Below are 24,514 nucleotides of genomic sequence, written 5' to 3'. Positions count from 1 at the left end.
TCCCCGATGACCCTTGATGAGCTCAAATCCCGCCACAGCGCGCTGCTGGCCGCGCGCTACAGTGGCACACGCTCTGTGAGCTATGACGGCAAGACGGTGACCTATGGCTCGGACGTGGAACTGGCGGCAGCCCTCTCCGATCTCGAACGGCGTATTGCAGCATTCGACCGGCCGCGCCGCAGAGTGCTGCGCCCCTTTGCGTCGAAGGATCTGTGATGAGCTGGCGGCAACGTCTCGGCGCCTTCATCGGCGGGTTCGATGCCGGCCAGCACCACCGTCGCCTGCGCGGCTTCCGCGCCACGCGCGCCCATGTCAACGCGCTGATCGCGGCCTCGGGGCCCGACATTACCGCCCGCGCCCGCTGGCTCGTACGCAACAATGGCTATGCGGTGAACGCGGTCGAGAGCTGGGCCGCCAATACCGTCGGCGACGGGATCAAGCCGATCTCGAAGATCGCGGACGCGGCCCGCAAAGAGGAGTTGCAGCGCCTGTGGCTCGCCTGGACCGACGAGGCCGATGCCGAGGGGCTCACGGATTTCTACGGACTGCAGCGCCGCGCGGCCCGCGAGGTGTTCATCGCAGGCGAGGTGTTCTTTCGGATCAGACCCCGCCGAGCGAGTGACGGGCTCAGTGTACCGTTGCAACTGCAGATGCTACCCGCGGAGATGCTGCCCCTCGAGCAGACCAGTGTTGCTGCCAATGGCAATGCCATCCGCCAGGGGATCGAGTTCGACCGGATCGGTCGGCGGGTCGCCTATCACTTCCTGCGCCGCCATCCCGGTGACAGCACCGATCCGGGGCTCGCCGGTGACATCGTCCGCGTGCCCGCCGCCGAGGTGATCCATGTGATCGACCCGGTCGAGGGCGGTCAGCTGCGCGGGGTCTCAAAGCTGGCACCGGCGATCGTGAAGCTGTTTCTGCTCGATCAGTATGACGACGCCGAGCTTGACCGCAAGAAAGTGGCGGCGATGTACGCGATGTTCGTGACCTCGCCCGCGCCTGAGAACCCCCTCGCCCCCGCAGACGACGAGGACGGCCCCGCCGGTGTTGAGATCAGCCCCGGTCAGATTGTGCGCCTTGATCCGGGCGAAGATGTCACCGTCGGCCAACCCGCGGATAGCGGCGGGACGTATGAGCCGTTCCAATACCGAACCCTGCTGCAAATCTCGGCAGCGCTCGGCATTCCCTATCCCTATCTTGCCAATGACATGGTGAAGGGCAACTTCTCGAACTCGCGCCTGGCCCTGATCGAGTTCCGCCGCCGGGTCTCGGCCTGGCAGCATGCGGTCATGGTCTGGCAGCTCTGCCGACCGGTCTATGCGCGCTGGATGGATGCGGCGGTATTGTCGGGGGCGTTGTCCTTGCCGCGCTATGAGGCGGATCGGTCGCGTCTGCTCACGGCGGACTGGCTGCCCACCAAATGGGACTGGGTTGATCCGCTAAAGGACGCCAATGCCGAGATTGCCCAGATCGAGGCGGGGTTGAAGTCCCGCACGCAGGCCATCGCTGAGCGCGGCTATGACGCAGAACAGGTCGACCGTGAGATTGCCGCGGAACGCGCCCGCGAACGAATCCTCGGCCTGGACTTCCGCCGGCCCGGTTCGCCTGCTCAGGGCGTGCAGGCTGTGCCGGCAGAGGGAGATGAGCCTTACAAGCCAGATGAAACTGACGGCGCAGACGACCGGCCGCGCGAGGAAGAGGACCAACCGTGATGCTCCATGCCCGCATTGCCGCGCGCGCCTTCAACACGCCGTTGCTGGTTGAGCCGTCCAAGGCCATGGCCTTCCTCTCAGGTCTCGGGCCGCGCATCCTCGGGCGCCGCGTCGAGATGACAGGGTTGAGCGGCGAGGCAGAAGTGCTCGGCGCCGCAAACCTGCCCCCACGCGCCAGCATCCTGGCCGGTGGGCTGGCCGATAGCTTGCACCAGCATGGCGACGCGCCCTTCCCGGTCGTGGACGGCATCGCCGTGATCGAGATCTCCGGCGTGCTGATCCACCGCGGCGGCTGGATTGGCCAGTCCTCGGGCCAGACCAGTTACGAGGGGATCGCCGCACAAATCGAGGTGGCCGCCAGTGATCCCGCGGTGCGCGGCGTCGCCCTGGAGATCGACAGTTTCGGCGGCGAGGTAGCCGGAGTGTTCGACCTTGCGGATCGGATCCGCGCCCTGCGGCGCGCCAAGCTGGTCTGGGCGTTCGTTGCGGAACACGCCTTCTCGGCGGGATATGCCCTGGCCTCCCAGGCGGACCGCATCCTGCTGCCCCGCACCGGGGCGGTGGGCAGCATCGGCGTCGTGGTGATGCACGCCGATCTGAGCGGCCAGCTCGATCAGCAGGGCGCGCGCGTCACCCTGATCCATGCGGGATCCCACAAGATCGACGGCAATCCTTATGCCCCGCTGCCAGTCGCGGTACGCGACGACATCCAGCGCGAGATCGATGTGCTGCGGTTTCTCTTCGCGGAGACCGTGGCAGCGGGGCGCGCCGGTCGGCTGAGCCAGGACGGCGCAATGGCGACGGAGGCAGCAACGTATCGCGGGGCTGATGCCGTCGCTGCCGGGCTTGCTGATGAGGTCACCGATCTGGCGCGCGGCCTTGCGGCGTTCCGGCAGCTGGTTGCGGGCAAACAGCGGCCGGCGATTGTGCGCGCCAGCACAAGTGCACAGCGCCAGACGTTCACGCAAACCGGCCCACAAAAGGAGAGAGCCATGACCCATGCGCCTGACCATGAAGATGCGACACAACAGGGCATCGATGATGTGCAGCGGGATGGTGCACGCGACACCGCGGGTGCTGCGCCAGCCGATGATGACGATCGAGCGCCGGACACCGCGCCAGCAGCAACCGCACAACCACCAGTCCCCGCGGCCGCATCTGCGGCGCCTGTCCCTGCAGCGGCACAACCGGGCAATCTGGCGGAGATCTCGGCGCAGGTACGCGAGGCGGCGGCGGAGATCGCCGAGATCGCGGCGCAAGCGGGCCGGCTCGGCATCGCCATCGACGCGGCCAAGGCGCTTCGCGAAGGCACGATGCCGGAAGCGCTGCGCCGCCTCGTCCTCGAGCGCGCCAGTGCCGCGGCCGATGCTCGGGACGTGATTGCTGCCGCGCCCTCACCAATCCTGCCGCCGTCGAAGGAAAGCCCCATCGTCGCGGCCGCAAAGCGCGCCGCCGCAACCGGCACTCGCGGCTGACGGCCGAGGCGTCACCGCGCCTCAACGACCGATTGCCTGACTGATCCCCCGCCGCGGTGCGCCCGGCGGGGGCTGTCCATTTGCACCTTTTGCACACGGAACCCTCACCATGACAGTCCTGACCCAGCCCGCCACAATGGGCGATGTCCTCAAATATGAGGTCAACCCGAACTACACCCGCGAGACCATCACCCTGCTCGCCGGCACCGCCTATCCCGTCGGTTCCGTGCTCGGCCGGATCACCGCAAGCGGCAAATATACCCTCTCGCCTGACACCGGAGCGGACGGTTCCGAAACCGCGCTGGGCGTATTGCTCTATGCCGTCGATGCCACCGGTGGCGATAGCATCGGCATCCTGCTGGCCCGCGGCCCCGCCATCGTCTCGCGCGTGGCCCTCGCCTTTGATGCCAGCGTCGATGACGCGCCCAAGATTGACACCAAGCTCGGGCAACTGACCGCGCTGGGCATCATTCCGCGCGACACCGCCTGATCAAACCCATCGCGCTGCGCATCGATCCTTTGTCCCCGATCTGACCTCTTCGCCCCGGAGTTCCTCATGACCATCACCCGCAACCCGTTCGACGCGGGCGGCTACTCGCTTGCCGAGATGACGCAGGCCATCAACATCCTGCCCAACCTCTATACCCGCCTCGGCCAGCTCGGCCTCTTTCGCTTCGAAGGGGTTTCCCAGCGCTCCATCGTCATCGAGCAGCGAGAAGGCGTGCTGAGCCTCCTGCCCTCGGTACCGCTCGGCGCCCCTGCGACTGTCGGCAATCGCGAGGCGCGCTCGATGCGCAGTTTTGCGCTGCCCTGGATCCCGCATGACGACGTCATCCTGCCCGCCGACATCCAGGGCATGCCCGCGCTGGGCCTGTCCGACGCGGCCGATCCTCTGGTCGAGGTGATGAACCGCAAATTGACGCTGATGCGGCGCAAGCATGCCCAGACCCGCGAGTACATGGAGATGAACGCGCTGCGCGGCATCGTGAAGGACGGCGCGGGCACCACGCTTTACAACTACTTCACCGAATTCGGGCTGGCGCAGATCGAAGTCGACTTCGTCTTTGGCACCGCGACCACCAACGTCCAGGGCAAAGTTCGCACGACACTGCGCGCGATCGAGGACAATCTGATGGGCGAGACGATGACCACGGCTCATGCCCTGGTCAGCTCCGAGTTCTTCGACAAGCTGATCAGCCACCCCAAGACCGAGGACGCCTACAAGTTCTTCTCCGCCACTGGTGGCCAGCCGCTGCGCGACGACATGCGCCGCGCTTTCCCCTTCGCCGGGATCCTGTTCGAGGAATACAACGGCTCGGTCACGCTCTCAAACGGCACCTCGGAACGGCTGATCCCGACCGGCGAGGGCATCGCTTTCCCGATGGGCACGTTTGATACCTTCACCACCTATGGCGGGCCGGCAAACCTGCTGGAAACCGCCAATACCATCGGCCTGCCGCTCTATGCCCGCCAGATGATCGACGCCAAGGGCCGCTGGATCGATCTGATGACCGAGGCCTCGATCCTGCCGGTCAACAAACGCCCGCGCCTCGCAATCCGACTGCACAGCTCGAACTGACGGGCACGCGCATGTCCATCTTCGCGGCGGCGATCGACAATCTCTTCGCCGATCCCAACATCGCCCGCGACGCGGTCTACATCGCGGACGGGGGTGCGCCGGTCCTCATTCGCGTCGTCATGCGCCGCGCGGATGAGATCACCGGCTTTGGCGAGGCAAGGCTCTGGTCGGAGACGACCCGGGTTGACCTGCGCGTCGCCGAAGCGGCGAACCCGCGCCCCGGCGACCGGATCGAGATCGATGGCGAGGGGTTTCTGATTCAGGGCGAGCCGGTGCGTGATCGCGAGCGGTTGGTCTGGACGGTGGATTTGAGGCCTGTGTGATGGCGATGAGGCTGAAGCTCGACATCGACCCCGACATTGTCGCGATGATGGCGGCCGAGGTGGCGGCAGGAGAACGCGCCGTGACCGCCGCGATGCGCGAGGCGGGGACCGGGCTGAAGACCGCCTGGCGCGCGCAGATCACCGGCGCGGGTCTGGGCCAGCGGCTTGGCAACTCGATCCGCAACCAGACATTCCCGAGGTCAGGTGACAGCATCGAGGCAGCGGCCCTCGTCTGGTCCAAAGCCCCGGTGATCATCGGGGCCCACGATACCGGCCCGCTGATCCGCTCGAAGACCGGGTTCTGGCTGGCGATCCCGACCCCGGCAGCGGGAAAGTCCAGCCGCGGAGGTCGGATCACGCCCGGCGAATGGGAACGCCGCACCGGGCTGCGCCTGCGCTTTATCTATCGGCGGACGGGGCCAAGTCTGCTGGTGGCCGAAGGACGGCTGAACACCAAGGGCCGCGCCGTGGCGTCGCGGTCAAAGACCGGGCGCGGGCTGACCACCGTGCCGATCTTCCTGCTGGTACCGCAGGTCAAGCTGAGCAAGCGGCTGGATCTGGCGAGGGAGGCCGCGAGGGCGCATGAGGCCGTGCCGGGGTTGATCGTGGCGAGGTGGGTGGAGGGGCGGCTGGGTTGAAAAACAACGGCGCAGTCTGTTGCGGCAGTTTGCCTCTTTTCGCTATAAGGTCGGCTTTCGATCATCGCGCGGTTCGGTCGCGTTCAGGGCCTTACTAGGGGCGGTGGGGATCTTCTCCGCGTGCTATCATCATATGATGTGCTCGGTGATGATCTTGGCTCGCCATCAGACCGAAAAAGCCCAGTCCCTGAATCCGCGCTGCGACGGAGGAATCTTCACTTGTGACGCTCAGCGTAACGCTCACATCGTCCTCGGAAACAGCGACGATCCAACGGCTATCAGTTGCCAGTTGTGCCGCATGGGCAGGCACCATCCGGTGAAGGGTCGCCAGTGTATCCGGGTCACCGGTGGCGACGGCGCGAAGGCCGTCTTGCAATTCGGTTTCTTCCACCACCGTGCCGCTAATCAGGCGATCCATATCGACCAGATGATAGCGCAAGGCGCCCAGATCGACCCGTGACCAGTCAGTCTGGGGATCGGCTTCAAGAACGCTCACGATCTCGGACAAAGCGGCGAACGCACCCTGCCCCGGTTCGGTCAGCACCGAGCCGCCCGGTGTCGCGCTCTGCATATGCGCGTTGTGATCCATTGTAGGCGAGTGACCCATCTGGCTCGTCTGAGCAAAGCCAGTGGTGGCTGTGCCAACAAGAATGGTCAGGGCAATGGCAGTCTCAAATCGCATTGGAATCTCCGAAATGTGTTTTCAGGTTGACCCTATGACCTGCCAACAAAACCAAGTATGATTTCTATCATGTCGAGTTGGCAGCAATCCTTTGATGGCGCCCCGGTGCGCAGCATTGATGAAGGCGCAACACTGTTCCGGCGAGAAGATCCCGTGCGGTCAATTTATCTTGTGCGGTCAGGACAGATTGCCTTGGAGCGACCGTTGGCAGACGGCACCACGCTGACGCTGCATATTGCATCAGCTGGCATGATGCTTGTGGAAGCCTCGATATTCGCGGACGCCTACCACTGCGATGCGGTCGTCCGGGAACGGGCTGTCATCGCATGCATGCCCCGCTCGGCTTTCCTAGCGTCACTCCGAGAATCGCCAGATTCAGCTCTTGCTCTGATCAATGCCAATGCCCGCGAGATTCAGAGCCAAAGGGCACGTATCGAAATACTGCGGCTGCGTCGCGTGGCAGACAGGCTGGACGCATGGCTAGACCTTTACGGTGAGCCAGCGAAGGGCGAATGGATTCGGGTCGCAAACGCGATTGGAGTTTCGCAACCCGCGCTATATCGAGAGCTTGCTCTTCGGCGAAAGCACTAAAGTCAGAAATCGCTTCGACACATCAAGTCGGTGGGTTTGGGCTCTGAGCCGGCCGTCGCTGCGTTTTTCTTCAATGGCTGTCCTCGGATAATAACCCCTACCTTTAACATCGTGGTCAAGAACAGTCGTTCCTGACTGCGCGACCAATGTCACCAAGTCTGCTCGGTCAGAATCCTTGGCAAAACCTCTCAGGTTGCCGGTTCAGCGTATCGGAGCGCGAGCGGTGCAGCAGGCCGCAGCATGACGAACGGGCAAAAATACTCCCGTAACCTCGGCCAGCCCCTCCCTGTTGGAACAGACAATGCCCTCCCGCGAAACCATACTGACCGCGCTGCACGCCCTGCTACAGGCGTCGTCCGCCACCGTCCTGCGCGGCGATATCCTGCCCGAGCGTGTCCCACCCGCCGGTCTTCTGATCCTGCGCGATGGCGATCCGGGCGATCCCGGCGTGACGCTTTCGCCCTTGCGGTATCACTACCAGCACCGCGCCGAGATCGAGGCGGTCGTGCAGGGTGCTGCGCGCGACGCGGCCTTCAGCACACTTTGCGCGGGCATCGGCGTGGCTCTCTCGGCCGACCGCACGCTGGGTGGCCTGTGCGACTGGGTCGAGGCCGAAGCGCCCCGCCCGGTCGATCTGCCCGTCGAGGGTGCGGCGGCTCTGAAGGCCGCGGTGATCCCGGTGCTGCTCCATTATTCCACGGCCGATCCGCTGGCCTGACACGCTCCAACAAACTGAGGAAATTCCAATGGCACGAGCCCAGGGGGCGCGGGCGCAGATGGCGCTTGCGTTCGAGACGACCTATGGCACCCCGCCGGTGAGCGGCTTTACACGGATGCCGTTTGCCAGTGCGACGCTGGGGGCCGAGCAGCCGCTGCTGAACAGCGAGTTGCTGGGTTACGGCCGCGACCCGCTTCCGCCGATCAAGGATGCGGTGACGGTCGATGGCAACGTCGTCGTGCCCATCGACGCCCAGGCCTTTGGCTTCTGGTTGAAGGCGGCGTTCGGGCAGCCGGCCACCACAGGCATCGCACCGGGGCCCTTCACCCACGAGTTCCGCACCGGCGGCTGGACCCTGCCGTCCCTGTCGATCGAGACCGGCATGCCCGAGGTGCCACGCTATGCGCTCTATTCTGGCTGCGTGCTCGACACGCTCAGCTGGCAGATGCAGCGCTCTGGCCTGCTGACCGCAACGGCAAGCCTGGTCGCGCAGGGCGAGAGCGTAGCAACAAGTTCTGCCGCGGGCACGCTGGCCGATCTCGGCCTGCAGCGGTTCGGGCATTTCAACGGCGCGATCACCCGCGACGGCAACCCCCTCGGCAACATCGTGTCGGCCGAGATCACCTATGCCAACAGTCTTGACCGGGTGGAGACCATCCGTTCGGACGGGCGCATCGACGGCGCGGACCCCTCGATTGCTGCTCTTACCGGTCGGATTGAAGTGCGCTTTGCCGACCAGGTGCTGGTCGACCAGGCGATCAGCGGCGATCCCTGCGAGTTGACCTTTGGCTACATCCTGCCCTCCGGCGACAGCCTGACGCTCACCGCCCACGCGGTTTACCTGCCCCGCCCGCGCATCGAGATCTCCGGGCCACAGGGCGTGCAAGCCACCTTCGACTGGCAGGCCGCGCGCGACGCTACGCTGGGCCGGATGGCCACCGTCACTCTCATCAACTCTGTTGAGGAATACTGAGCATGCTGCGTCTTAACCTCGCCCGCGAGCCCGGGTGGCTCGATCTTGGCCTCGGCGTGCGCGTCCGTGTCGAGCCCCTAACCACCGCGCTGATGGTCGCCAGTCGCAGCGACCCCGCTGTGCGCACCCTGCCTGAGGGCACCAGCGACGACGAGATCGCGGTGATCTTTGGCAAGGCACTGGCCGAGCGCGCGATCACCGACTGGGAAGGTGTGGGTGACGCGGAAGGCGTGCCGGTACCTGTGAGCCCGGAGGGGATTGCTGCTCTTCTCGACATTTGGCCGATCTTCGAGCGTTTCCAGCTGGCCTATGTCGCCAAGGGGCTGGAGCTGGACGCAGAAAAAAACGCCTCCGCGCCCTCGCCGACTGGGTCTACGGCGGGGGCGATCGCTATTGCGCCGCCTGTCAGCCCTGCGAACCATGCGAGGGCGGCGGGCCCTGCGAGGGCTGCGAGCCCCGCGGCGCCACGTGCAAAGACTGCCCGCAAATCCTGAACGCCCCCCAGACCTGGGAAGGCTGGCAGGTCTGGGATCTGGCTGACCGCCTCGGGGGTCAGATCCGCGCTCTGCCCGGGGTGGTGCTGGGGTGGGATATGAATGCAGCCCTCGCCATGGCCGAAGCGCTGGGCGTTGATCGCCGTGCCGCCGCCGAATTCCTCCCCGTTCTTGAAGCGGTGATGGCGCGCAAACTCAACGAACAAATGGAAGACAGCAGGGATTCTGACCGATGAGCGAGAAACGCGTTTCCGTCCGCCTCTCTGCCGTCGGCGGGCGCCAGGTTCGCGCGGAGCTGGAAGGCGTCGGCGAGGCCGGCTCGCGCGGCTTTGGTCGTCTGGGGCGCGAGATGGAAGCAGCCAACGCCCGGCTCGCAGCCTTCTCGCGGCGCGTGCGGTTGGTGGCGGCTGCGGCCGTCGCCGCTGCCGCAGCGACCGGCGGGGCGATGATCCGCTCCGGACTTCAAACTGTCGATGCGCAGGCAAAGCTCGCCCAGTCGCTCGGCACCACGGTTGCCTCCATCCAGACGCTGGAGCGCGCCGGCGAACTGGCAGGCGTGTCGATGTCCGGTATCGAACAGGCGACGAAGGATCTGACCCGGCGGCTGAGCCAGGCCGCGGCTGGGACAGGACCCGCGGCTGATGCGCTGGAGCGGCTTGGCCTCACGGCCAGCGGATTGATGGCCCTGCCGCTCGATGAGCGCGTCGGCGCGATTAATGCGGCTATTGCGGAGTTTGTGCCGGTCGCCGAGCGCGCGGCCGTCGCCGGTCAGCTCTTCGGCGAGGAAGGCTCGATCGCTATGGCGCGGATCGATACCGCCACGCTGCGCCAGGCGACGCAGGATGTGCGAGACTTCGGCGTCGTGGTCTCCGAGCAGGATGCCGAGCAGATCGAGCGGACCAATGACGCGATCTCACGGCTGGGGCTGATCTGGCGGGGTCTGTCGAACCAGCTGGCCGTCGCTGCCGCCCCCGCGCTGGAAGCTGTGGCCAATGCCATGGCAACAGTGGCGCGGACCACCGGGCCGTTGGGCATCGCGATCCGGGGGCTTTTTGAGAACCTCGGACGGCTGAGCGCCTATGCGACGGGGATCGCCACCCTGATGGCTGGGCGGTTTGTCGCGGCGAAACTGGCCGCGGCGGTTTCGGTGCGCGGGCTGGCCATGGCACTGGTCGTGTTGCGCGGCGCGCTGCTGCGCCTGCCGATTGTCGGGCTGATCGTTGCCGCGGGCGAGCTGATCCTCTGGTTCGGGCGGTTGGTGCGCGGAGCGGGCGGCTTTGGGAATGCGCTCACGCTTCTCGGCGATTTGGCCTGGGAAGTGTGGGAGCGGATACAGCTTGGCGCCACCGCCATGGGTCTGCAGGTCATGGCAAGCTGGGCTGGGATCAAGGCCGCGATTGCCGAGGCGTTGCAGGCGTCTCTGGAAGCCGTGGTGAACTTCGGCAATGGCGTCCTCAACACGTTCGAGGGGGCGATCAGCGCGGTTCAGGTACTCTGGGGCGCCCTGCCCGGCGTCATTGGAGACTTTGCCTTCCAGGCAGCGAACGCGCTGATCGCGGGTGTCGAGGCGATGCTCAACGGTGTCGGTGAGCGGATCAACGGGTTCCTGGAGGGGATCAACACTGGTCTCGAGGCGCTGGGCATCGAGCGGCGGATCTCGCTGATTGGCACTCTGGAGCTCGGCCGTGTTGAGAACCCGTTTGCGGGCTCTGCCGCGGAGGCTGGCGCGCAGGCGCGTGAGGCGTTTCAGGCGGCCTTCTCTGCCGACCCAATTGCGCTGCCGGATCTGGGGCTTGGCGCCTCGGCGGAGGAAGCGCGCGGTCAGGCACAGGCGCTACGCGAAACGCTGGCCGGTGTGGTTGAGGCCGCAACCGCGCCGCTGGAATCCATCGCAGCCCTGCGCGAGGCCGTTGCCGTCTCTGGCGTCGAGGCCGAGGCCGGACTGAACGCGGCGCAGGTGGCAGCGGCAGGGTTGGAGGAGACGCTTGATTCTGCGGGCGAAGCCGCGGGGCGCGCGGGCGGGGCTGGTCGTGGGGCTGGCCAAGCCCTGCGCGAGGCCGCCGATACAGCGCGCAACGCCTGGGAGGCTACCGCCGACGCGGTGGGGGCAGCACAAGAGCGATCGCGCGAGATCGCTCAAGGTCTCGCGCAAGATATCCTTGGGCCAATCAAGGACGCGCTGAAGTCGGGTGAGTTCACCTGGGAGACCTTCGCCAGTGCCATCTCGCGCATCGCCCAGAACCTCGCCGCCCGGCTGATCGAGCTGGCCTTCCAGCCGATCGAGAACGCGCTGATGCGGGCGTTGTCCGGGGGCGGTGGCGGGGGTGGGTTCTTTGCCAGCCTCTTCGGGTTCGCGAGGGGCGGCGTTTTTGCCGGCGGTCAGCAACTCACCGCCTTCGCCCGAGGCGGCGTGGTCAACCGGCCGACGGTGTTTCCCTTCGCGCGCGGCATCGGGCTGATGGGCGAGGCCGGGCCCGAGGCCATTCTGCCCCTGCGGCGCGGCCGCGGCGGGCGGCTCGGGGTTGAGATGAACGGCGATGCCACGGCTCCAGCGGCGGCCCCGTCGACCCGGATCATCAATGTGCTCGACCCCTCGGTGGTCGGGGACTATCTCGCCACGCCCTCAGGCGAGCGGGCGATCCTCAATGTGATCCGCCGCAACAGGGGTGCGCTCAATGCCTGACGATGGTGGTCAGCCGCTGCTCTGGCCCTTCCCTGCAGCGCAGGAAATCAGCGAGGTGCTCGAATGGCGCACCGACGTGCTGCAGGCGCGCGCGGGCGAGCAGCGGATTGCGCTGAGGGCCTTGCCCCGCGAGATTATCACCGTCCGGCATCGGCTGGATGCGCTGGGCATGGCGCGCGTCGCGGAACTGGCGCGGGCTGGGTTTGCCGGGGAATGCAACGTGCCTCTCTGGCACATGGCGGTGCAGCCGGTGGTGGATATGGATCAAGGGGCGACGGAGATCCTGCTCGACACCTCTGTGTCTGACTTCCGCGGCGGGGGTTTGGTGGCCGTGGCGTTGGATGGGGGCGAGGTGGTTCCGGTGGCGATCGACACGGTTCAGTCGGATCGGTTGATGCTGGCGGAGCCGTTGATTTTGCCGCTGGCGGGCCTGCCGCTGCCCGGCCTGTCGATCGCTGCAGGACGGATCACGGTTGCACCGATCCGCGCGGGCGTGCTGACCTCGGCGGTCGAGATTGCTCGCCGCCGGCAGGGAGACGGAACCGTAACCGCGAGTTTCCTGCTGCGGGATGCGCCCGATCTGACCGCGCCGGTATTGCCGAGCTACCTCGGCCGCCCGGTGCAGACCGATCCGAGCCTTGTGCGGCGTCCGCTGACCGCCAGCCTGCGGCGCGCAGTCGAGTATGTCGACAACGGTTTTGGCCCCGTTGTGGTGGAGCCGCTCCGCGATGTCTTCGAGCGCGGTGAGGCCATCACGCTGAAGGCACAGGGCACGACGGCGCGCTGGGCGCTGCGCCGGTGGCTCTACAGTCTGCACGGCCGCCAGGCGAGTTTCTGGTTGCCGACTTGGGGCCACGAGTTGCAGCTTCGCGCCGCCATGACCTCGGGATCGGTCCTCATGCGCGTCGCACCGATCGCATCGGTCGCACCGGTTGCGCCGATCGCCTCGTATGTCGGGCGCAGGATAATGCTGGAGATGCCGGGGGGCCTGCGGTTTCGCTCGATCATCGCTGCGGCTGAAGACGGTGCCGAGCACAGGTTGACGCTCAGCTCGAACCTCGGCGAAGCGGTGCCGCATGGGACCAATGTGCATTTCCTGACCTGCGTGCGGCTGGACGCGGATCGGGTGGAGATCCAGCATGGGGCGGTGGCCAGCGAGCTGACCTTGCCAATGGTCGAGGTGGGGGAGTGACGGCGGGTGCGGCACTGTCTGCAGCCACGACGCGGAAATGCCTGCGATGTTCTACGAGGGTTCGGGGCACAAAGGGCTGCATTTCCGGATCGGAACATTTCTGCCAGAGGTCTCGGACGCTACCTTTATCCAACGCTTTTGACGGGATACACCTATGACCACGAGACGCGGTTTTTCGGTCAAGTTCAAAGCCACTGTAGCGCTCGCGGCGTTGCGTGAAGACAAGATGGTGCAAGTGCTTGCGCCAACCACAAGATCCACCCAACGCAGGTGACGGCATAGAATTGGCAGGCGATTGACGGCCCAACGGGTTTTTTTCTGACAAGGCAAAAAAGGTAGAAGTCAAAGAACTCCATGCCAAGATCGCGAAGTTGCCGGTCGAAACTATTTTTTGTCACTAGAGCTGAAGTGATGTGCTCGTCTGAACGCAAAGCTATGATCCGCAAGGATCATACGCAGGGACGATATCAACATGGTGCTGGATTGCTTCCGCTCGACTGGGCCCGAGCATAAACGGTCAGACCAACCCGAAGTCAGCCCTGAGAAGCGCAGAGTCGAATTTTTCCGGGAACCTTCCAGCGCTGGAATGTTGTTGTTTCGTAAGCAAACCGGAGGTTACCATGACATACAAACGCTTCACCTTGATGATCGTGGTCTCGACCCTTGTGATGTTCGGACTCATGTATCTCAACACTTTTGCGGTCGAACACGTCTTTTTCAGCGAGACGAGGGCGTGGATGTCCGTCGTCATGGGCGCCGCTATGGCCTTCGTTATGTTGGCCTTCATGGCGTCGATGTACCCAAGTCGTACCATCAACATCGCAATTTTCACGGGCTCGGTCGTGGTCTTTGCAGGTGCTTTGTGGCTGGTGCGCAGTCAGGCAACCGTGAATGGTCTCAGTTACTTAAGGGCAATGATTCCGCATCACTCGATCGCCATAATGACCTCTGGGCGCGCGCACATCGAAGATGCGCGCGTGCGGGCACTGGCCGATGGCATCATAGCCGCCCAGAACAAGGAGATCAGTGAGATGCGGGCAATGATCGCCGATCTTGAGTCAGGAAACATGGCAACCGACATCTATCGCGATCCGCCCCCGCGTGTCGGTGGCCTGCAGGACGCGCTGTCGAACACACTGCTGTCGACGCTCGACCCCGCGCCGCTGACCCAAGGTCAGGCCGAAGGTCTGCTGCCTGAGGGTGCGACCTGTGCGTTCCGGCGCACTCGCAGCGAAGAGCCTGTGCTCATTGCCGCGCGGGACGGCTCCGTTGCGGTCACCTTGCTGAACGGTGTCCTGCTGACGCTTCCCGCGGTGGCCGACGGGCGCTACGGGGTCGAAGGCATCGAGATGAGCGTCGCAACCATAGACGCCCTGCGGTCGGACAGCGAGTTGACCTTCCGTCTCGATCCCGGCCCCGAGGCACGGTTTCGCGGCTTCTGGACGTGTGACGCTTGACGGCATTTTCGAGAGTGGCGACCTTCCGGCATGGGAAGTCTTCTGCCGGGAGAAGCATCGTCCCCAAACCCTTCGCCAGCAGCTGATCCGCCCAATGCCACCGGTCACAATGCTTTCGGCATATTGCGGTATTTCAAACGCTTGATCGGCAGATTGGCGGAAAATAATAAGATTTCATCACGGTTCGACTGACATCGAGCATTATATCCCCGTGAACCCGTGAGTCCCCCCATGACCTACACCCTCATCGAATCTTCCCCCGCCGAGGGCCGCCCCTATTTCCTCTACCAATTCGCGGAAGGCACTCAGATCTGGCGCTTCACCAGCCGCGCTGCCGCCTGGACCAGCACGGATGGCGGTGCGACGCCGCTCACCTGGGAACCTGCTGCGGTGGCGCACGGCGAGGTCGTGCAGACGAGCGAGATCGAGCGCGGGCAATTAGAACTGACCTGGCCGCTGTCGCACCCCTTCGCGAGGAGGTTCCTGGCACCACTCGGAAACACCCCGGTGACGCTGACGCTGTTTCGCGGTCATGAGCAGGTTCTGGGTGAGACGGTCGCGCATTGGAAAGGCCGGGTGGTCGGCGCGTCGGTCGAGGGGCAGCGGATCCTGCTGACCTGCGAATCCGTGTTCAGCACACTGCGCCGGGCGGGCGTGCGGGCCAAGTACCAGCGGCTTTGCCGTCATGCGCTTTACGGGCGCGGCTGCGGGCTCGACATCGTGGATTATTGGCAGCCCGGAACCGTAACGAGTGCGAGTGGCAGTGCCGTAACCGTGCCGGAGGCGGCGGAACACGCAGACGGCTGGTACCGCGGCGGGGTGCTGCGGTTTGGCGCGCAGCTGGGTTTCATCATAGATCACGTCGGGGCTCAGATCAGCCTCTCGCGGCCAATCTCGGAGATCGGCGCGACCGTGGCGGCGCCAGACGTCGACCCCGAAACAGGCAACCCCCTCCCCGTGCTCATCGACATCGCTCCGGGTTGCGATCTGCGCGCGGCTACCTGCGCGGCAAAGTTCGGCAATCTGCTCAACTTCGGGGGCTTTCCCGAGATCCCGGGCCGCAATCCTTTCGGCGGCGGCTCCATCCTCTGACGCGCGCTCAACGCGCAATCCGGCAAACGGCACACTCCCATGGTCTGGACCTTCATCGCGCGGCTCGTTCTCGGGCTCGTGCTCTCCGCTATTTCCTATGCGCTGAACCCCCGCCCGAAGACTGAGCAGCCGCAAGCGGCGGCGCTGGACGACTTCTCGCTGCCCACGGCCGAGGAAGGCCGCCCGATCCCGGTCGTGTTCGGCACCGTGCTAATCACCGGACCCAATGTTGTCTGGGCCGGGGATCTGCTGGTTGACCCTATCAAGAAGAAAGGCGGCAAGAAGTGACGCGCGTAACCATCCAGGATCTGCGGACCGCGCGCTACTGCCTCCCCGGTGTGCGCCCGTGGTTTCGCCGCCACGGGTTCGATTGGCAGGAATTTTTGGAAACCGGCATCGAGGCAGAGCGGCTCTGCGCCACAGGCGACGCCTTGGTCGAACCCGTGATCGCGGTGGCCGTGACGCGCGAGACGAAAGCGCTGGCCTTGGAACCGGCAGCGACACTCAAACCAGCACCGTCATTGGCCTCGGTCTCTGCCACCCTGGAGGCCGACGATGGGTAGTAGCAAGTCCCAGACCGTCGGCTATCGCTATTCCCTGGGCGTGCACCTCGCCCTCTGCCACGGCCCGGTCGATGCCATTCGTGAGATCCTGGTCGATCGCCGAACCGCCTGGTCGGTGACAACCGGCAGTGATGCCGGCGGGGGCGGTGCCGCGGTAGAGAAGCGCCTCGGCTTCGTCGCGGACATGTCCGCCGCCTCTGCGCCCTTCGGCGATGGCGGTGCCACGATCACCTTTCCCGGCACGCTGGCAGGCGTGCGGGTTGGTCAGGCGTATCGTTTGCAATTCGCAAATGGCTCGAGCGAGACGATCACCCTGCAGAGCGTGGCCTTTGATGCGACGACAGAGACGACGTCCTGGACCGTGCTGCCCGCGACACTCGATTTCCCGGCGCAATCGGTCGAAACCCTGCTCGCGACAAACCCCGCCAGCAACGCGGGCGCGGGTGGCGGGCGCATCCGCATCGACGCGCCTGAGCTCTTTGGTGGCGAGACCCGCGAGGGCGGCATCGTCGGCGACATCGATGTGCTGATGGGCGCCCCCAACCAGGGACCGAACGAGTATCTTGCGGCACTCCAGGGTGCAGACGTCCCCGCCTATCGCGGGCTCTGCAGTCTCGTGCTGCGGCAGGTCTATCTCGGCATCAACCCCTACCTCAAGCCCTGGGCGATCCGCCTGACCCGTGTTCTGGCCGGTGAAGCGGGTGCCCAGCAATGGTATCCTGAGAAGGCAGCCATTGTTCCGGAGGCGAGCATCTCGGATGCGGCAATCTACATCGCGCTCGACACCTCGGGCTCAATGTCGGGCACGCGCATGGCCGCGCAGATAGCGGGCGTCGCTGCGCTGATCCGCGAGATTGGGGCCAGCGTCGATCCCGATCGGCCCAATGACATCCGCATCGTGCTCTGGAACGAGGCCGTGGCCGGAGGGATCGAGCGCCGCGATGTGACGCCCGAGGATTACGACGCGCTCAACGCCTGGCTGCTGGCGCTGCCGATCGCCAGTTTTGGCGGCACGCGGTTTGATACTGCCTTTGCCGAGGCTGCGGGTTTCTTCGCCGGCAGCGGTTCCAAGCGCCGGATTGCGATCTTTGTCACCGATGGGTTTCCTGAGCCGGCCTCGTCGGTTGATGCGGCGGAGGTCCTCATCAGCGGCCTGCCCCCGACCGATATCTTTGGCTTCAACATCGCGCTGACCGATACCAGCTGGACTGCGCGTATCGACAACACCCCCGTCGATGGCGTGCCGGTCATCCCGCCCGGCGACGCCCAGGCGCTGGTGACCTCCCTGCGCGGGGCCTTTGGCAGCGGGCCGGACATGAACCCTGCCCATATCATTCGCGAGTGCCTGACCAACCGCGATTGGGGGCTGGGCTATCCGTCGGTGGAGATCGGCGAGAGTTTTACCGCTGCTGCCGATACGCTCTACACCGAGGGTTTCGGGCTCTCGCTGATCTGGCAGCAGGACAGCTCGCTGGAAGAATTCGTCGCCAGCGTCCTCGATCACATCGATGCGACACTGTTCATTGACCGGCGCACCGGGCTTTGGGAGCTGACGCTGATCCGGGCGGATTATGTTTCTGCAACGCTGCCTCTCTTTGATGAGACCAACGTCGTTGATTGGGGCCGGTTGGGGCGCCGGGCGCCGACTGATTTGCTCAACAGCGTGACCGTGCGGTTCACCGATGCCAGTACCGATGAGTCCGGGGCGGTCAGCGTGACCGACACCGCACGGGTGCAGGCGATGGGCGAGGTGGTTGCGACCACGCTCGACTATCCCGGCATCCGCCATCAGAGCCTCGCGCTGCGGGTGGCGGAACGCGACCTGCGCGCATTGTCCGCCCCGCTCCTCAGTGGCGAGATCGTCGTGAACCGCGAAGGCTCAAACCTCGGGCCCGGTGATGTGATCCGGCTGCGCTCTGCGCGCCTTGGGCTGGACGACGTGGTCATGCGCCTGTCGGAGATCGGTCAGGGAGATGGGCGCGACAATGGCATCCGGCTCAAGATTGCAGAGGATTTGTTTGCGCTGGGCGCCAACGCCGTTGCCGGAGGAACTCTGCCACACCGCCCGGGCATCACCACCCCGCCGCGGGCGCTCGCACAGCGGATGGTTGAGGAAGCGCCCTATTGGCTTCTCGTGCGCGAGCTCGGGCATTCCGACGCCGACCGTCTTCTGGCCGAGGATCCCGATGCGGGCGCGCTGGTCGCCGCAGGCGAGCGACCGAGTGCCGACGCGCTGGCTGCTCAGCTCTGGATCGATCCGGGCACCGGACCGGAACAGGAGAGCGTGGTCGCCTTTGCGCCGACGGCGATATTGGATGCTGATCTGTCGGACAATGCGGAGGACCGGGCCTTCTCGGTTACCAGTTGGCGCGACATGACGGGGGTTGGCATTGGCACGCTCGCCAGCATCGACGGCGAGCTCGTGCGCATCGACGGGATCACGCAGTCCACGATCACCGTCGGCCGGGGGTGTCTTGATACCGTGCCGAGTGCGCATGCGGCGGGCACGCCGATCGTGTTCTTCGACGAGGCCGCGCGAATCACAGAAAGTTCCTGGGCCGCGGGCGAGACCCTGGCGGTGCGGCTCCTGCCCGAGACCGGGCGTGGCACGCTGGCTTACGCACTGGCGCCGGAAGACAGTGTCACGCTGGATCACCGCGCCATCCGGCCACTGCCGCCCGGTCGGGTGCAGGGCAATGGCAGCTATCTGCCGGACGCGGGCGCTCTGATCGCGGGCGAGCTGGCGCTGACCTGGGCGCATCGGGACCGCCTGACGCAGACCAGCCCGGTGATTGTCGATCACACCGCGGCTTCGATCGGGCCTGAGCCGGGGGTGGAATACCTGGTCGAGGTTCGCTGGATCGACCCCGATACAGGCGTGGCAAGGGAGCCGGCCGACATTCTGATCGGCGCAGGGACCGGCACCAGTTGGACCCTTTCCCCCGAGGATATCCCCGAAGGAGCAGCGCCGGAGCGCACGGCCGAGATCGCAGTCGCAGTCAGGGCGCGTCGGCTCGATGACAGCACGTGGCTCACCGACCGGGAGTCGCGGTGGTTTCGCCTTAGCGCGCCGTTCGCCGCTGGCTGGGATCGCGGCTGGGGATTTCTCTGGGGTAGCTGATTGCCGCGACCGGCGGGAACGTGACGGCGGACGCGGCGGACATGACCTCAGCGGTCGGCATGGCCAGCGCGGCCGACGCCAGAACCACCGCCCAGACCACAATGACCACAACATACGAGTACATGCATGCCGGAACGGATCATGCCGGGATTGAGGCTGCGCGCCTTCTACGACCCCGGCCAACGCGATTGGGGCACCAGCCTCAGTGAAGACCTGCGCTGCCTCTCGGTGATGGTGCAGGCAACTGTGCTCTCGCGGAGCACGCCGCTGCCGCTAGCAGGGAATGCGGGCGACATCACCATCGTCACGGCAGGGTCGCCCTCCAACGCCAACGCCATCGCTGTCTGGGACGGCGAACCGGGTGCGGAGGATTGGGTCTTCCTCACCCCGCAGGAGGGCTGGCAAGTCTGGGTCACCGACGAGGCACGCCGCTTGCGCTTCATCGGTGGCGCCTGGATCGACGTACCGCGCCCCGGCATCGTGCCGATCCGAACCCTTGCGGGCACGACGCATGTGCTGGAGCTGATCGACACTGGTACGATCATCGAGACAACTGGGGCTTCTCCCGTCACCGTGACCATCCCCGCGGAGGCCAGCGTGCCCTTCGAGATCGGCACGCTGATCAACGTGACGCAAACCGGCTCTGGCGTCGCGACGATCACCGCCGCCGCTGGCGTGTCCCTGAACGGCGTGATTGCCGGATCGGTTGACCTCGACGGGCCTTGGTCCGGCGCTGCCCTCACCAAACGCGGGTCCGATGCCTGGGTTGTTCAGGGTGCCCTCGCAGGGAGCGTGGCATGAGCCTGCTCCTGATGCGCGCGGCAGTTCTCGCTCAGCGCGGTGCTGCAGGACCGCCACCCCCGGACCGCTATGAGCCCCCCTCGGCAGACAGCATCCTCTTCGCCTTCAGCGGGGATCCTTTCAGCCCGCCAGACAGCGACGCAATTACCCTCACCTTCGGCGAGACCTCACCGCCTTCGCAGGGTCCCTACACGCCGCCCGAGGCGGGCAGCATCACCCTCACCATCCCCGACACCGCCTTCGCCCCACCGGCGAGTGACACCGTCATTCTGGAGTTTTGACACCATGGCACAATTCAAATGGCTGGCCCCGGCGCGCTGGGCCACGCCCGACAACGCCTTCTCGAACACCGAAGCCGATCTCGCCCTGCTGACCAGCGGCGGGTTCAAGAGCTTCTTTGGTCCCTGCGGTTTGCAATCGGTCTTTGGCCGCGCAGGCGGCGGCGGTGGCGGTTCGAGTTTCCGGATCACCGCCGATGACACGCCCAGCGAGACCAACGAGATCCTCGCCGTGTTTGCCAATCCCTTCAACAATCAGACCAGCGCGTGTTTCTGCCGCACCCCCGACGCCTGGACCCAGACCCCGAATGGCTCGATCTTCGCGGTTGCTCAAGTGTCGACGGTTGCGGTCCGCCGTCGGAGTAGCTCGGGCGGCGAAGGCGACCTTGGAACGATCAACCTCGCCGCACTAGGCCGCAATCGCTGGCCCATCACCGTGCGCCTGCGGGTCGAAGGCACCGGGACCGTCAGCGTCTTCGCCAAGGCCTGGCCGATCGGCGAGCCCGAGCCCGTCGCCTGGGATGTCTCTGCGTCCTATACCAGCACGAACGATACTGGCTTCTCGGTGATCGGTCGCACCGGGACAGGTTTCCCCGCGTACCTGTCGCATTTCTCGACAGGCACGGAGGGCGATAGCGCGCCACCCCTTTATGGCGCCCTTTCAGGCATCGTGCGCGCCGACGACGCGCCGGTCTCGCGACCCGTGGTCGCTGTCGCCCGGGGGGAGCAGAAGTACCTGTTCCACGGCCAGAGCGATGGCAGCGGGGAGTTCTCGCTGCCGGCCCTCATTGGTTTTGACTACACGGTCTTCGCCCTCGATCCGCTCGCGGGCCCCTATAACGCCGCCATCGTCGACAAGGTCGCCCTGACCTGACCTCGGATCAGTCAGTTCTCGCATCCTAACGCGACGAAACACCACTCAGGATTTTGCCACCATGACACCAAGCCGCTCCGGCGAGCACCATGTTCGCATGCCCGATGCCGAGTTCGAAGACCTGCTCGCGCGCGCCGCCGAGGCCGGTGCCCAGCGCGCCCTGGCCAATGTCGGCCTCGACGGCGAGGAGGCTGCCCTCGATATCCGCGATCTGCGATCCCTGCTCGACTGCATCCGGCTCGTGCGCCGCACCGCCATGCAGACGGCCGTCCGCATGATCACCACCGGCGTGATGCTCGGCCTGCTCGCCGGGATCGCCCTCAAGCTCAAGATCTTTGGTTCAAGCCCATAGCGCCGCACATCGCCCCTTTCCCATTGCCCACCGCAACCCGCCCCAGAGGCGGGTTTTGTCTTTCTGGAGGACATCATGACGACCCTGACCTATGCCCACTGGCGCGACGTGCCCGAAACCGTCTGGCATTGGCCCAGCTTCTCTCCGGCGGAAATTACCTGCCGCGGTACCGGTGCTATCAAGATCAACACCGAGGCGATGGACTCTCTGCAGCGCCTGCGCAACCGGCTCGCCAAGCCGCTCATCGTGCTCTCTGCCTATCGCAGCCCGGAGCATAACCGCGCCGTCGGCGGCGCGCCTGCGTCCAAGCACATGCAGGGAACCGCCTTCGATATCGCCATGACCAACCATGATCCGGTGGCATTCGAGGCCGCAGCGCGCGCGGTGGGGTTCCTTGGCTTCGGGTATTATCCGCGCTCCGGCTTCATGCACATCGATCTGGGCCCAGCGCGGTCCTGGGGAGAGCCGTTTGCGACCCGTGCAGTGCCGTTTGCCGCGGAGACCCCGCCCGCGCGTGAGGTGCTGGCCGACAGCCGGACCCTGCGTGGGGGTGGAGCGGCGGGCGTGGCCACCGTCGGGGCTGCCGGAGTGGAGGTGGTGCAGGAGGTTCTGGCTGAGGCGCAATCGTCGATCCAACCGCTGGTGCCCTATCTCGACACCCTGCGGTGGCTGTTTATCGCCGTGGCGCTGGGCGGGATCGCCGTCGCGATCCACGCACGGATCGATGACTGGAAGCGGGGGCGGCGGTGATGTGGGGCGGCTTGCTGGCCGGGATCCTCTCCCGGCCATGGACGCGGCGGATGGCGGCAATCGCTCTCGCCGCGCTCACAATCATCCTCTTCCTTCTCAATCTTCGCCGTGTGGGCGAGCGCACTGGCCGCGCCGCCGAGCGGATCAACATCCTGGAGCGCACCAATGAAATCCAACGCCGGATGCTTGACGCGGCCGCTCGCCGTCCTCGTGATCGCAATGAGCTTGTTGACCGGTTGCGCGACGGCGGATTCTGAAGCGATGGGCTTTGCGGCCTGTCCGCCGATCGTGGAATACAGCCGAGAGTTTCGGGCGCGGGCAGCAGAGGAATTGACGCTGTTGCCAAATGGATCAGCCATCGTCGAGATGGTGGCCGATTACGTTGTTTTGAGGGATCAGGCGAGATTGTGTTAACTATCGATCGAGATACGGTTGCACATGAAACTCCAATTCTGACGTTCTCGCCTGCTGAGCAGGAACGCGAGTTGCAGCCAGCACTTATCAAGCATAGAAAGGGCCTAGAACCCTTGCTTGCAACGAATGCCGACACCGATGCCGCGCAATATGCTTTTCATAGTCCTCATGATCGCCGCGGTTTTTCTTGGCGCTTTTCCGCATGGGTCCATGGCGAGTGGTGCAACCGAAGCTTCTGAGGCATGTTCCCACGACGAGCTCGGGACGGTGATGGATGGAAATCGCTCCCATCCGTGCGGAGATGGGGATCAGTCGATGAGTGGCGCTTGCGCTATCGGCTGTCAGGGACCAACCGCATTTTGGGCGCTGTCTGTTGGAATAGCGGCGATTGAGTTCAGCCAAGCCCCCCTTTGGATGCCGACACTTCTCGCATTGTCCGGTCGACCGATAGATCCTGCTGACCGACCTCCAAGAACCCTCTGAAGAGCTCGATATCTGAGCAGGACTGCAGTCTTTTCGCTGTGGCGTTGTGTCGACCTGTTGCCTATCTCCTTGGCTGCCTTCGTGCTTTCAAGACGGGTCATGCAGTAAACGTAATGCTGACGCAAACGGCCGCTTTTTCTGGTTCTGATGATATGCGAGTTCGCTTTGCCTGATTGTCAAACTGCTGCCGGAACGAAACCTATTTCCGGCGGCCAAATCAAGTGCTGGCGTTAACACCGCACCCGGTTCCGATGACTTGAAGATGATCGAGTATCGCGGCCGCAGGTTTCGCCGAAAAAAGAGACATGAAATCATGAACAAGAGACTTATTGGCGCGCTGGTGGTCATAGCTGTTGCTGGGGCCGGCTGGTATTGGACACAAACGCCCTCCATCGACAATCCGGCCCCCGTCTCAGTGGAGGCAGCCGCAGCTCAGGAACCGGGATCACCACTTGTGGAGGTCATTGTTCCCGCCACGCTTTCGGCACAGGCGCAAACCGGCGAGACCTATTTCAATGCCGTCTGCGCGGCCTGTCATGGCGCGAATGCTGCGGGACAGGACGGTGTCGCGCCACCGCTTGTGCACCGCATCTACGAGCCGTCGCACCACGGGGACATGGCCTTTGTTCTGGCGGCGCGCAATGGCGTCCGGGCGCATCATTGGCCGTTCGGCAACATGCCGCCAATCGAGCAACCTCTGACAGATGGCGAACTCGGCGCCATTGTTTCTTATGTGCGAGAATTGCAACGCGCAAACGGGATCAACTGATGTGGCATAAACCCAGCCGGACCCGTTGGTGCGACTCCGGTCTACAGAAATGAAGACCAGCATCCTTGTTCTCGCTGGCGCGGCCCTTGTGGGGATCATCGGGGCCGCCTTGCATATCTCCGCCCGCGACGGGGCCACATGGTCGCGCGGCCGGGCTTTGTACGATGCCAATTGCGCCGCATGCCATGGGGGAAACCTCGAAGGTCAGCCGAATTGGCAGAGCCCCGGGGCGGATGGGCAGTTGCCCGCGCCGCCCCATGATGCCACGGGCCATACGTGGCATCATTCCGACGCCGACCTGATCGCCTACATCACCTTGGGCGGCGCGGAGGCGCTGGCGCAGATGGGCGTAACCTATGACAGCGGCATGCCCGGTTACGGCAACCAACTGAATGCGGAAGAGATCGCCGATATTCTGGACTATATCAAATCGCGCTGGCCCGAGCGTGAGCGCCGCTACCAGGCTGAGCGGACTGCGTCCGACGGTGGACAATAGAGCA

28 protein-coding genes are annotated in these 24,514 nt (G+C 65.1%); 27 read left to right on the top strand and 1 reads right to left on the bottom strand.

Translation table 11 applies throughout. The features are described from left to right. Positions 1–6 precede the first annotated feature (6 nt). The 7 genes from JI664_RS07930 to JI664_RS07900 all read left to right on the top strand — a co-directional run bounded on the left by JI664_RS07930 (position 7) and on the right by JI664_RS07900 (position 5,727). On the top strand, positions 7–216 hold the full coding sequence (locus tag JI664_RS07930; protein WP_207013181.1) for a phage head-tail joining protein: 210 nt from the start codon (positions 7–9) through the stop codon (positions 214–216). After that, complete coding sequence (locus JI664_RS07925) at positions 216–1,712, top strand: phage portal protein (RefSeq protein WP_207013374.1); 1,497 nt, start codon at positions 216–218, stop codon at positions 1,710–1,712. The genes JI664_RS07930 and JI664_RS07925 overlap by 1 nt, the downstream gene beginning before the upstream one ends. Then, positions 1,712–3,187, top strand: a complete 1,476-nt coding sequence (locus tag JI664_RS07920; protein ID WP_207013180.1) for a S49 family peptidase — start codon at positions 1,712–1,714, stop codon at positions 3,185–3,187. Before JI664_RS07925 ends, JI664_RS07920 begins: the two co-directional genes overlap by 1 nt. Before the next feature lie 109 nt (positions 3,188–3,296). Then, positions 3,297–3,677, top strand: coding sequence for a head decoration protein (locus JI664_RS07915; RefSeq protein WP_207013179.1), 381 nt, complete (start codon positions 3,297–3,299; stop codon positions 3,675–3,677). 66 nt (positions 3,678–3,743) lie between these two features. Further along, positions 3,744–4,766 (top strand): major capsid protein, encoded by a 1,023-nt coding sequence (locus tag JI664_RS07910; RefSeq protein ID WP_207013178.1) that lies wholly within the window; start codon positions 3,744–3,746, stop codon positions 4,764–4,766. An 11-nt stretch (positions 4,767–4,777) separates the two neighbouring features. Beyond that, entirely contained in the window at positions 4,778–5,089 is a 312-nt protein-coding gene (locus tag JI664_RS07905) for a head-tail joining protein (protein WP_207013177.1), read from the top strand. Between the two features lie 5 nt (positions 5,090–5,094). Continuing rightward, entirely contained in the window at positions 5,095–5,727 is a 633-nt protein-coding gene (locus JI664_RS07900) for a DUF6441 family protein (protein WP_207013373.1), read from the top strand. 94 nt (positions 5,728–5,821) lie between these two features. On the opposite strand, the gene JI664_RS07895 is transcribed toward JI664_RS07900, so the two are convergent. After that, positions 5,822–6,409, bottom strand: a complete 588-nt coding sequence (locus JI664_RS07895) for a hypothetical protein (RefSeq protein WP_127110229.1) — start codon at positions 6,407–6,409, stop codon at positions 5,822–5,824. A 69-nt stretch (positions 6,410–6,478) separates the two neighbouring features. On the opposite strand from JI664_RS07895, the gene JI664_RS07890 reads away from it, so the two are divergent. The 20 genes from JI664_RS07890 (at position 6,479) to JI664_RS07795 (ending at position 24,510) form a co-directional block, all read left to right on the top strand. After that, positions 6,479–7,000 (top strand): Crp/Fnr family transcriptional regulator, encoded by a 522-nt coding sequence (locus JI664_RS07890; protein ID WP_207013176.1) that lies wholly within the window; start codon positions 6,479–6,481, stop codon positions 6,998–7,000. A gap of 301 nt (positions 7,001–7,301) precedes the next feature. After that, positions 7,302–7,718: an acyl-CoA transferase gene (locus JI664_RS07885; RefSeq protein WP_127110233.1), complete on the top strand. Its 417-nt coding sequence runs from the start codon at positions 7,302–7,304 to the stop codon at positions 7,716–7,718. 28 nt (positions 7,719–7,746) lie between these two features. After that, positions 7,747–8,691, top strand: coding sequence for a phage tail tube protein (locus tag JI664_RS07880; protein WP_127110235.1), 945 nt, complete (start codon positions 7,747–7,749; stop codon positions 8,689–8,691). 2 nt (positions 8,692–8,693) lie between these two features. Further along, a complete protein-coding gene (locus tag JI664_RS07875) occupies positions 8,694–9,185 on the top strand; it encodes a hypothetical protein (RefSeq protein WP_127110237.1) in 492 nt (163 codons plus the stop codon). 80 nt (positions 9,186–9,265) lie between these two features. Next, positions 9,266–9,421, top strand: coding sequence for a DUF7697 family protein (locus tag JI664_RS07870; protein ID WP_422662635.1), 156 nt, complete (start codon positions 9,266–9,268; stop codon positions 9,419–9,421). After that, positions 9,418–11,868 carry a phage tail tape measure protein gene (locus JI664_RS07865; RefSeq protein WP_207013175.1) on the top strand — a complete coding sequence of 817 codons (2,451 nt, stop codon included), beginning with the start codon at positions 9,418–9,420 and terminating at the stop codon, positions 11,866–11,868. Before JI664_RS07870 ends, JI664_RS07865 begins: the two co-directional genes overlap by 4 nt. Continuing rightward, positions 11,861–13,060, top strand: a complete 1,200-nt coding sequence (locus tag JI664_RS07860; RefSeq protein ID WP_207013174.1) for a hypothetical protein — start codon at positions 11,861–11,863, stop codon at positions 13,058–13,060. The genes JI664_RS07865 and JI664_RS07860 overlap by 8 nt, the downstream gene beginning before the upstream one ends. 620 nt (positions 13,061–13,680) lie before the next feature. Continuing rightward, entirely contained in the window at positions 13,681–14,517 is an 837-nt protein-coding gene (locus tag JI664_RS07855) for a DUF305 domain-containing protein (RefSeq protein ID WP_127110249.1), read from the top strand. A gap of 231 nt (positions 14,518–14,748) precedes the next feature. Continuing rightward, positions 14,749–15,609, top strand: a complete 861-nt coding sequence (locus tag JI664_RS07850; RefSeq protein ID WP_207013173.1) for a phage BR0599 family protein — start codon at positions 14,749–14,751, stop codon at positions 15,607–15,609. A 39-nt stretch (positions 15,610–15,648) separates the two neighbouring features. Next, a complete protein-coding gene (locus JI664_RS07845) occupies positions 15,649–15,897 on the top strand; it encodes a hypothetical protein (protein ID WP_207013172.1) in 249 nt (82 codons plus the stop codon). Then, positions 15,894–16,172, top strand: a complete 279-nt coding sequence (locus tag JI664_RS07840; RefSeq protein ID WP_207013171.1) for a hypothetical protein — start codon at positions 15,894–15,896, stop codon at positions 16,170–16,172. Before JI664_RS07845 ends, JI664_RS07840 begins: the two co-directional genes overlap by 4 nt. Beyond that, positions 16,165–19,293, top strand: coding sequence for a phage tail protein (locus JI664_RS07835; RefSeq protein ID WP_207013170.1), 3,129 nt, complete (start codon positions 16,165–16,167; stop codon positions 19,291–19,293). Before JI664_RS07840 ends, JI664_RS07835 begins: the two co-directional genes overlap by 8 nt. A 141-nt stretch (positions 19,294–19,434) precedes the next feature. After that, a complete protein-coding gene (locus tag JI664_RS07830; protein ID WP_207013169.1) occupies positions 19,435–20,094 on the top strand; it encodes a DUF2793 domain-containing protein in 660 nt (219 codons plus the stop codon). Beyond that, positions 20,091–20,375, top strand: a complete 285-nt coding sequence (locus JI664_RS07825) for a hypothetical protein (RefSeq protein ID WP_207013168.1) — start codon at positions 20,091–20,093, stop codon at positions 20,373–20,375. The genes JI664_RS07830 and JI664_RS07825 overlap by 4 nt, the downstream gene beginning before the upstream one ends. Before the next feature lie 4 nt (positions 20,376–20,379). Continuing rightward, a complete protein-coding gene (locus JI664_RS07820; RefSeq protein ID WP_207013167.1) occupies positions 20,380–21,246 on the top strand; it encodes a hypothetical protein in 867 nt (288 codons plus the stop codon). A 61-nt stretch (positions 21,247–21,307) separates the two neighbouring features. Continuing rightward, positions 21,308–21,598 (top strand): DUF6127 family protein, encoded by a 291-nt coding sequence (locus tag JI664_RS07815; protein WP_286173953.1) that lies wholly within the window; start codon positions 21,308–21,310, stop codon positions 21,596–21,598. A 75-nt stretch (positions 21,599–21,673) separates the two neighbouring features. Next, the gene (locus JI664_RS07810) at positions 21,674–22,348 is read left to right on the top strand and encodes a YcbK family protein (protein WP_207013166.1); all 675 of its coding nucleotides are present in this window, start codon (positions 21,674–21,676) and stop codon (positions 22,346–22,348) included. A gap of 50 nt (positions 22,349–22,398) precedes the next feature. After that, on the top strand, positions 22,399–22,605 hold the full coding sequence (locus JI664_RS07805) for a hypothetical protein (RefSeq protein WP_286173951.1): 207 nt from the start codon (positions 22,399–22,401) through the stop codon (positions 22,603–22,605). A 953-nt stretch (positions 22,606–23,558) separates the two neighbouring features. Continuing rightward, positions 23,559–24,014 (top strand): c-type cytochrome, encoded by a 456-nt coding sequence (locus tag JI664_RS07800; RefSeq protein ID WP_127110304.1) that lies wholly within the window; start codon positions 23,559–23,561, stop codon positions 24,012–24,014. Positions 24,015–24,063: 49 nt separating this feature from the next. Continuing rightward, on the top strand, positions 24,064–24,510 hold the full coding sequence (locus JI664_RS07795) for a c-type cytochrome (RefSeq protein ID WP_127110272.1): 447 nt from the start codon (positions 24,064–24,066) through the stop codon (positions 24,508–24,510). The last annotated feature ends 4 nt before the right edge of the window (positions 24,511–24,514 follow it).

This window comes from Rhodobacter sp. NTK016B (assembly GCF_017303295.1).
GTDB lineage: Bacteria > Pseudomonadota > Alphaproteobacteria > Rhodobacterales > Rhodobacteraceae > Pararhodobacter.
This window is presented reverse-complemented; position numbering and strand designations above follow the sequence as displayed.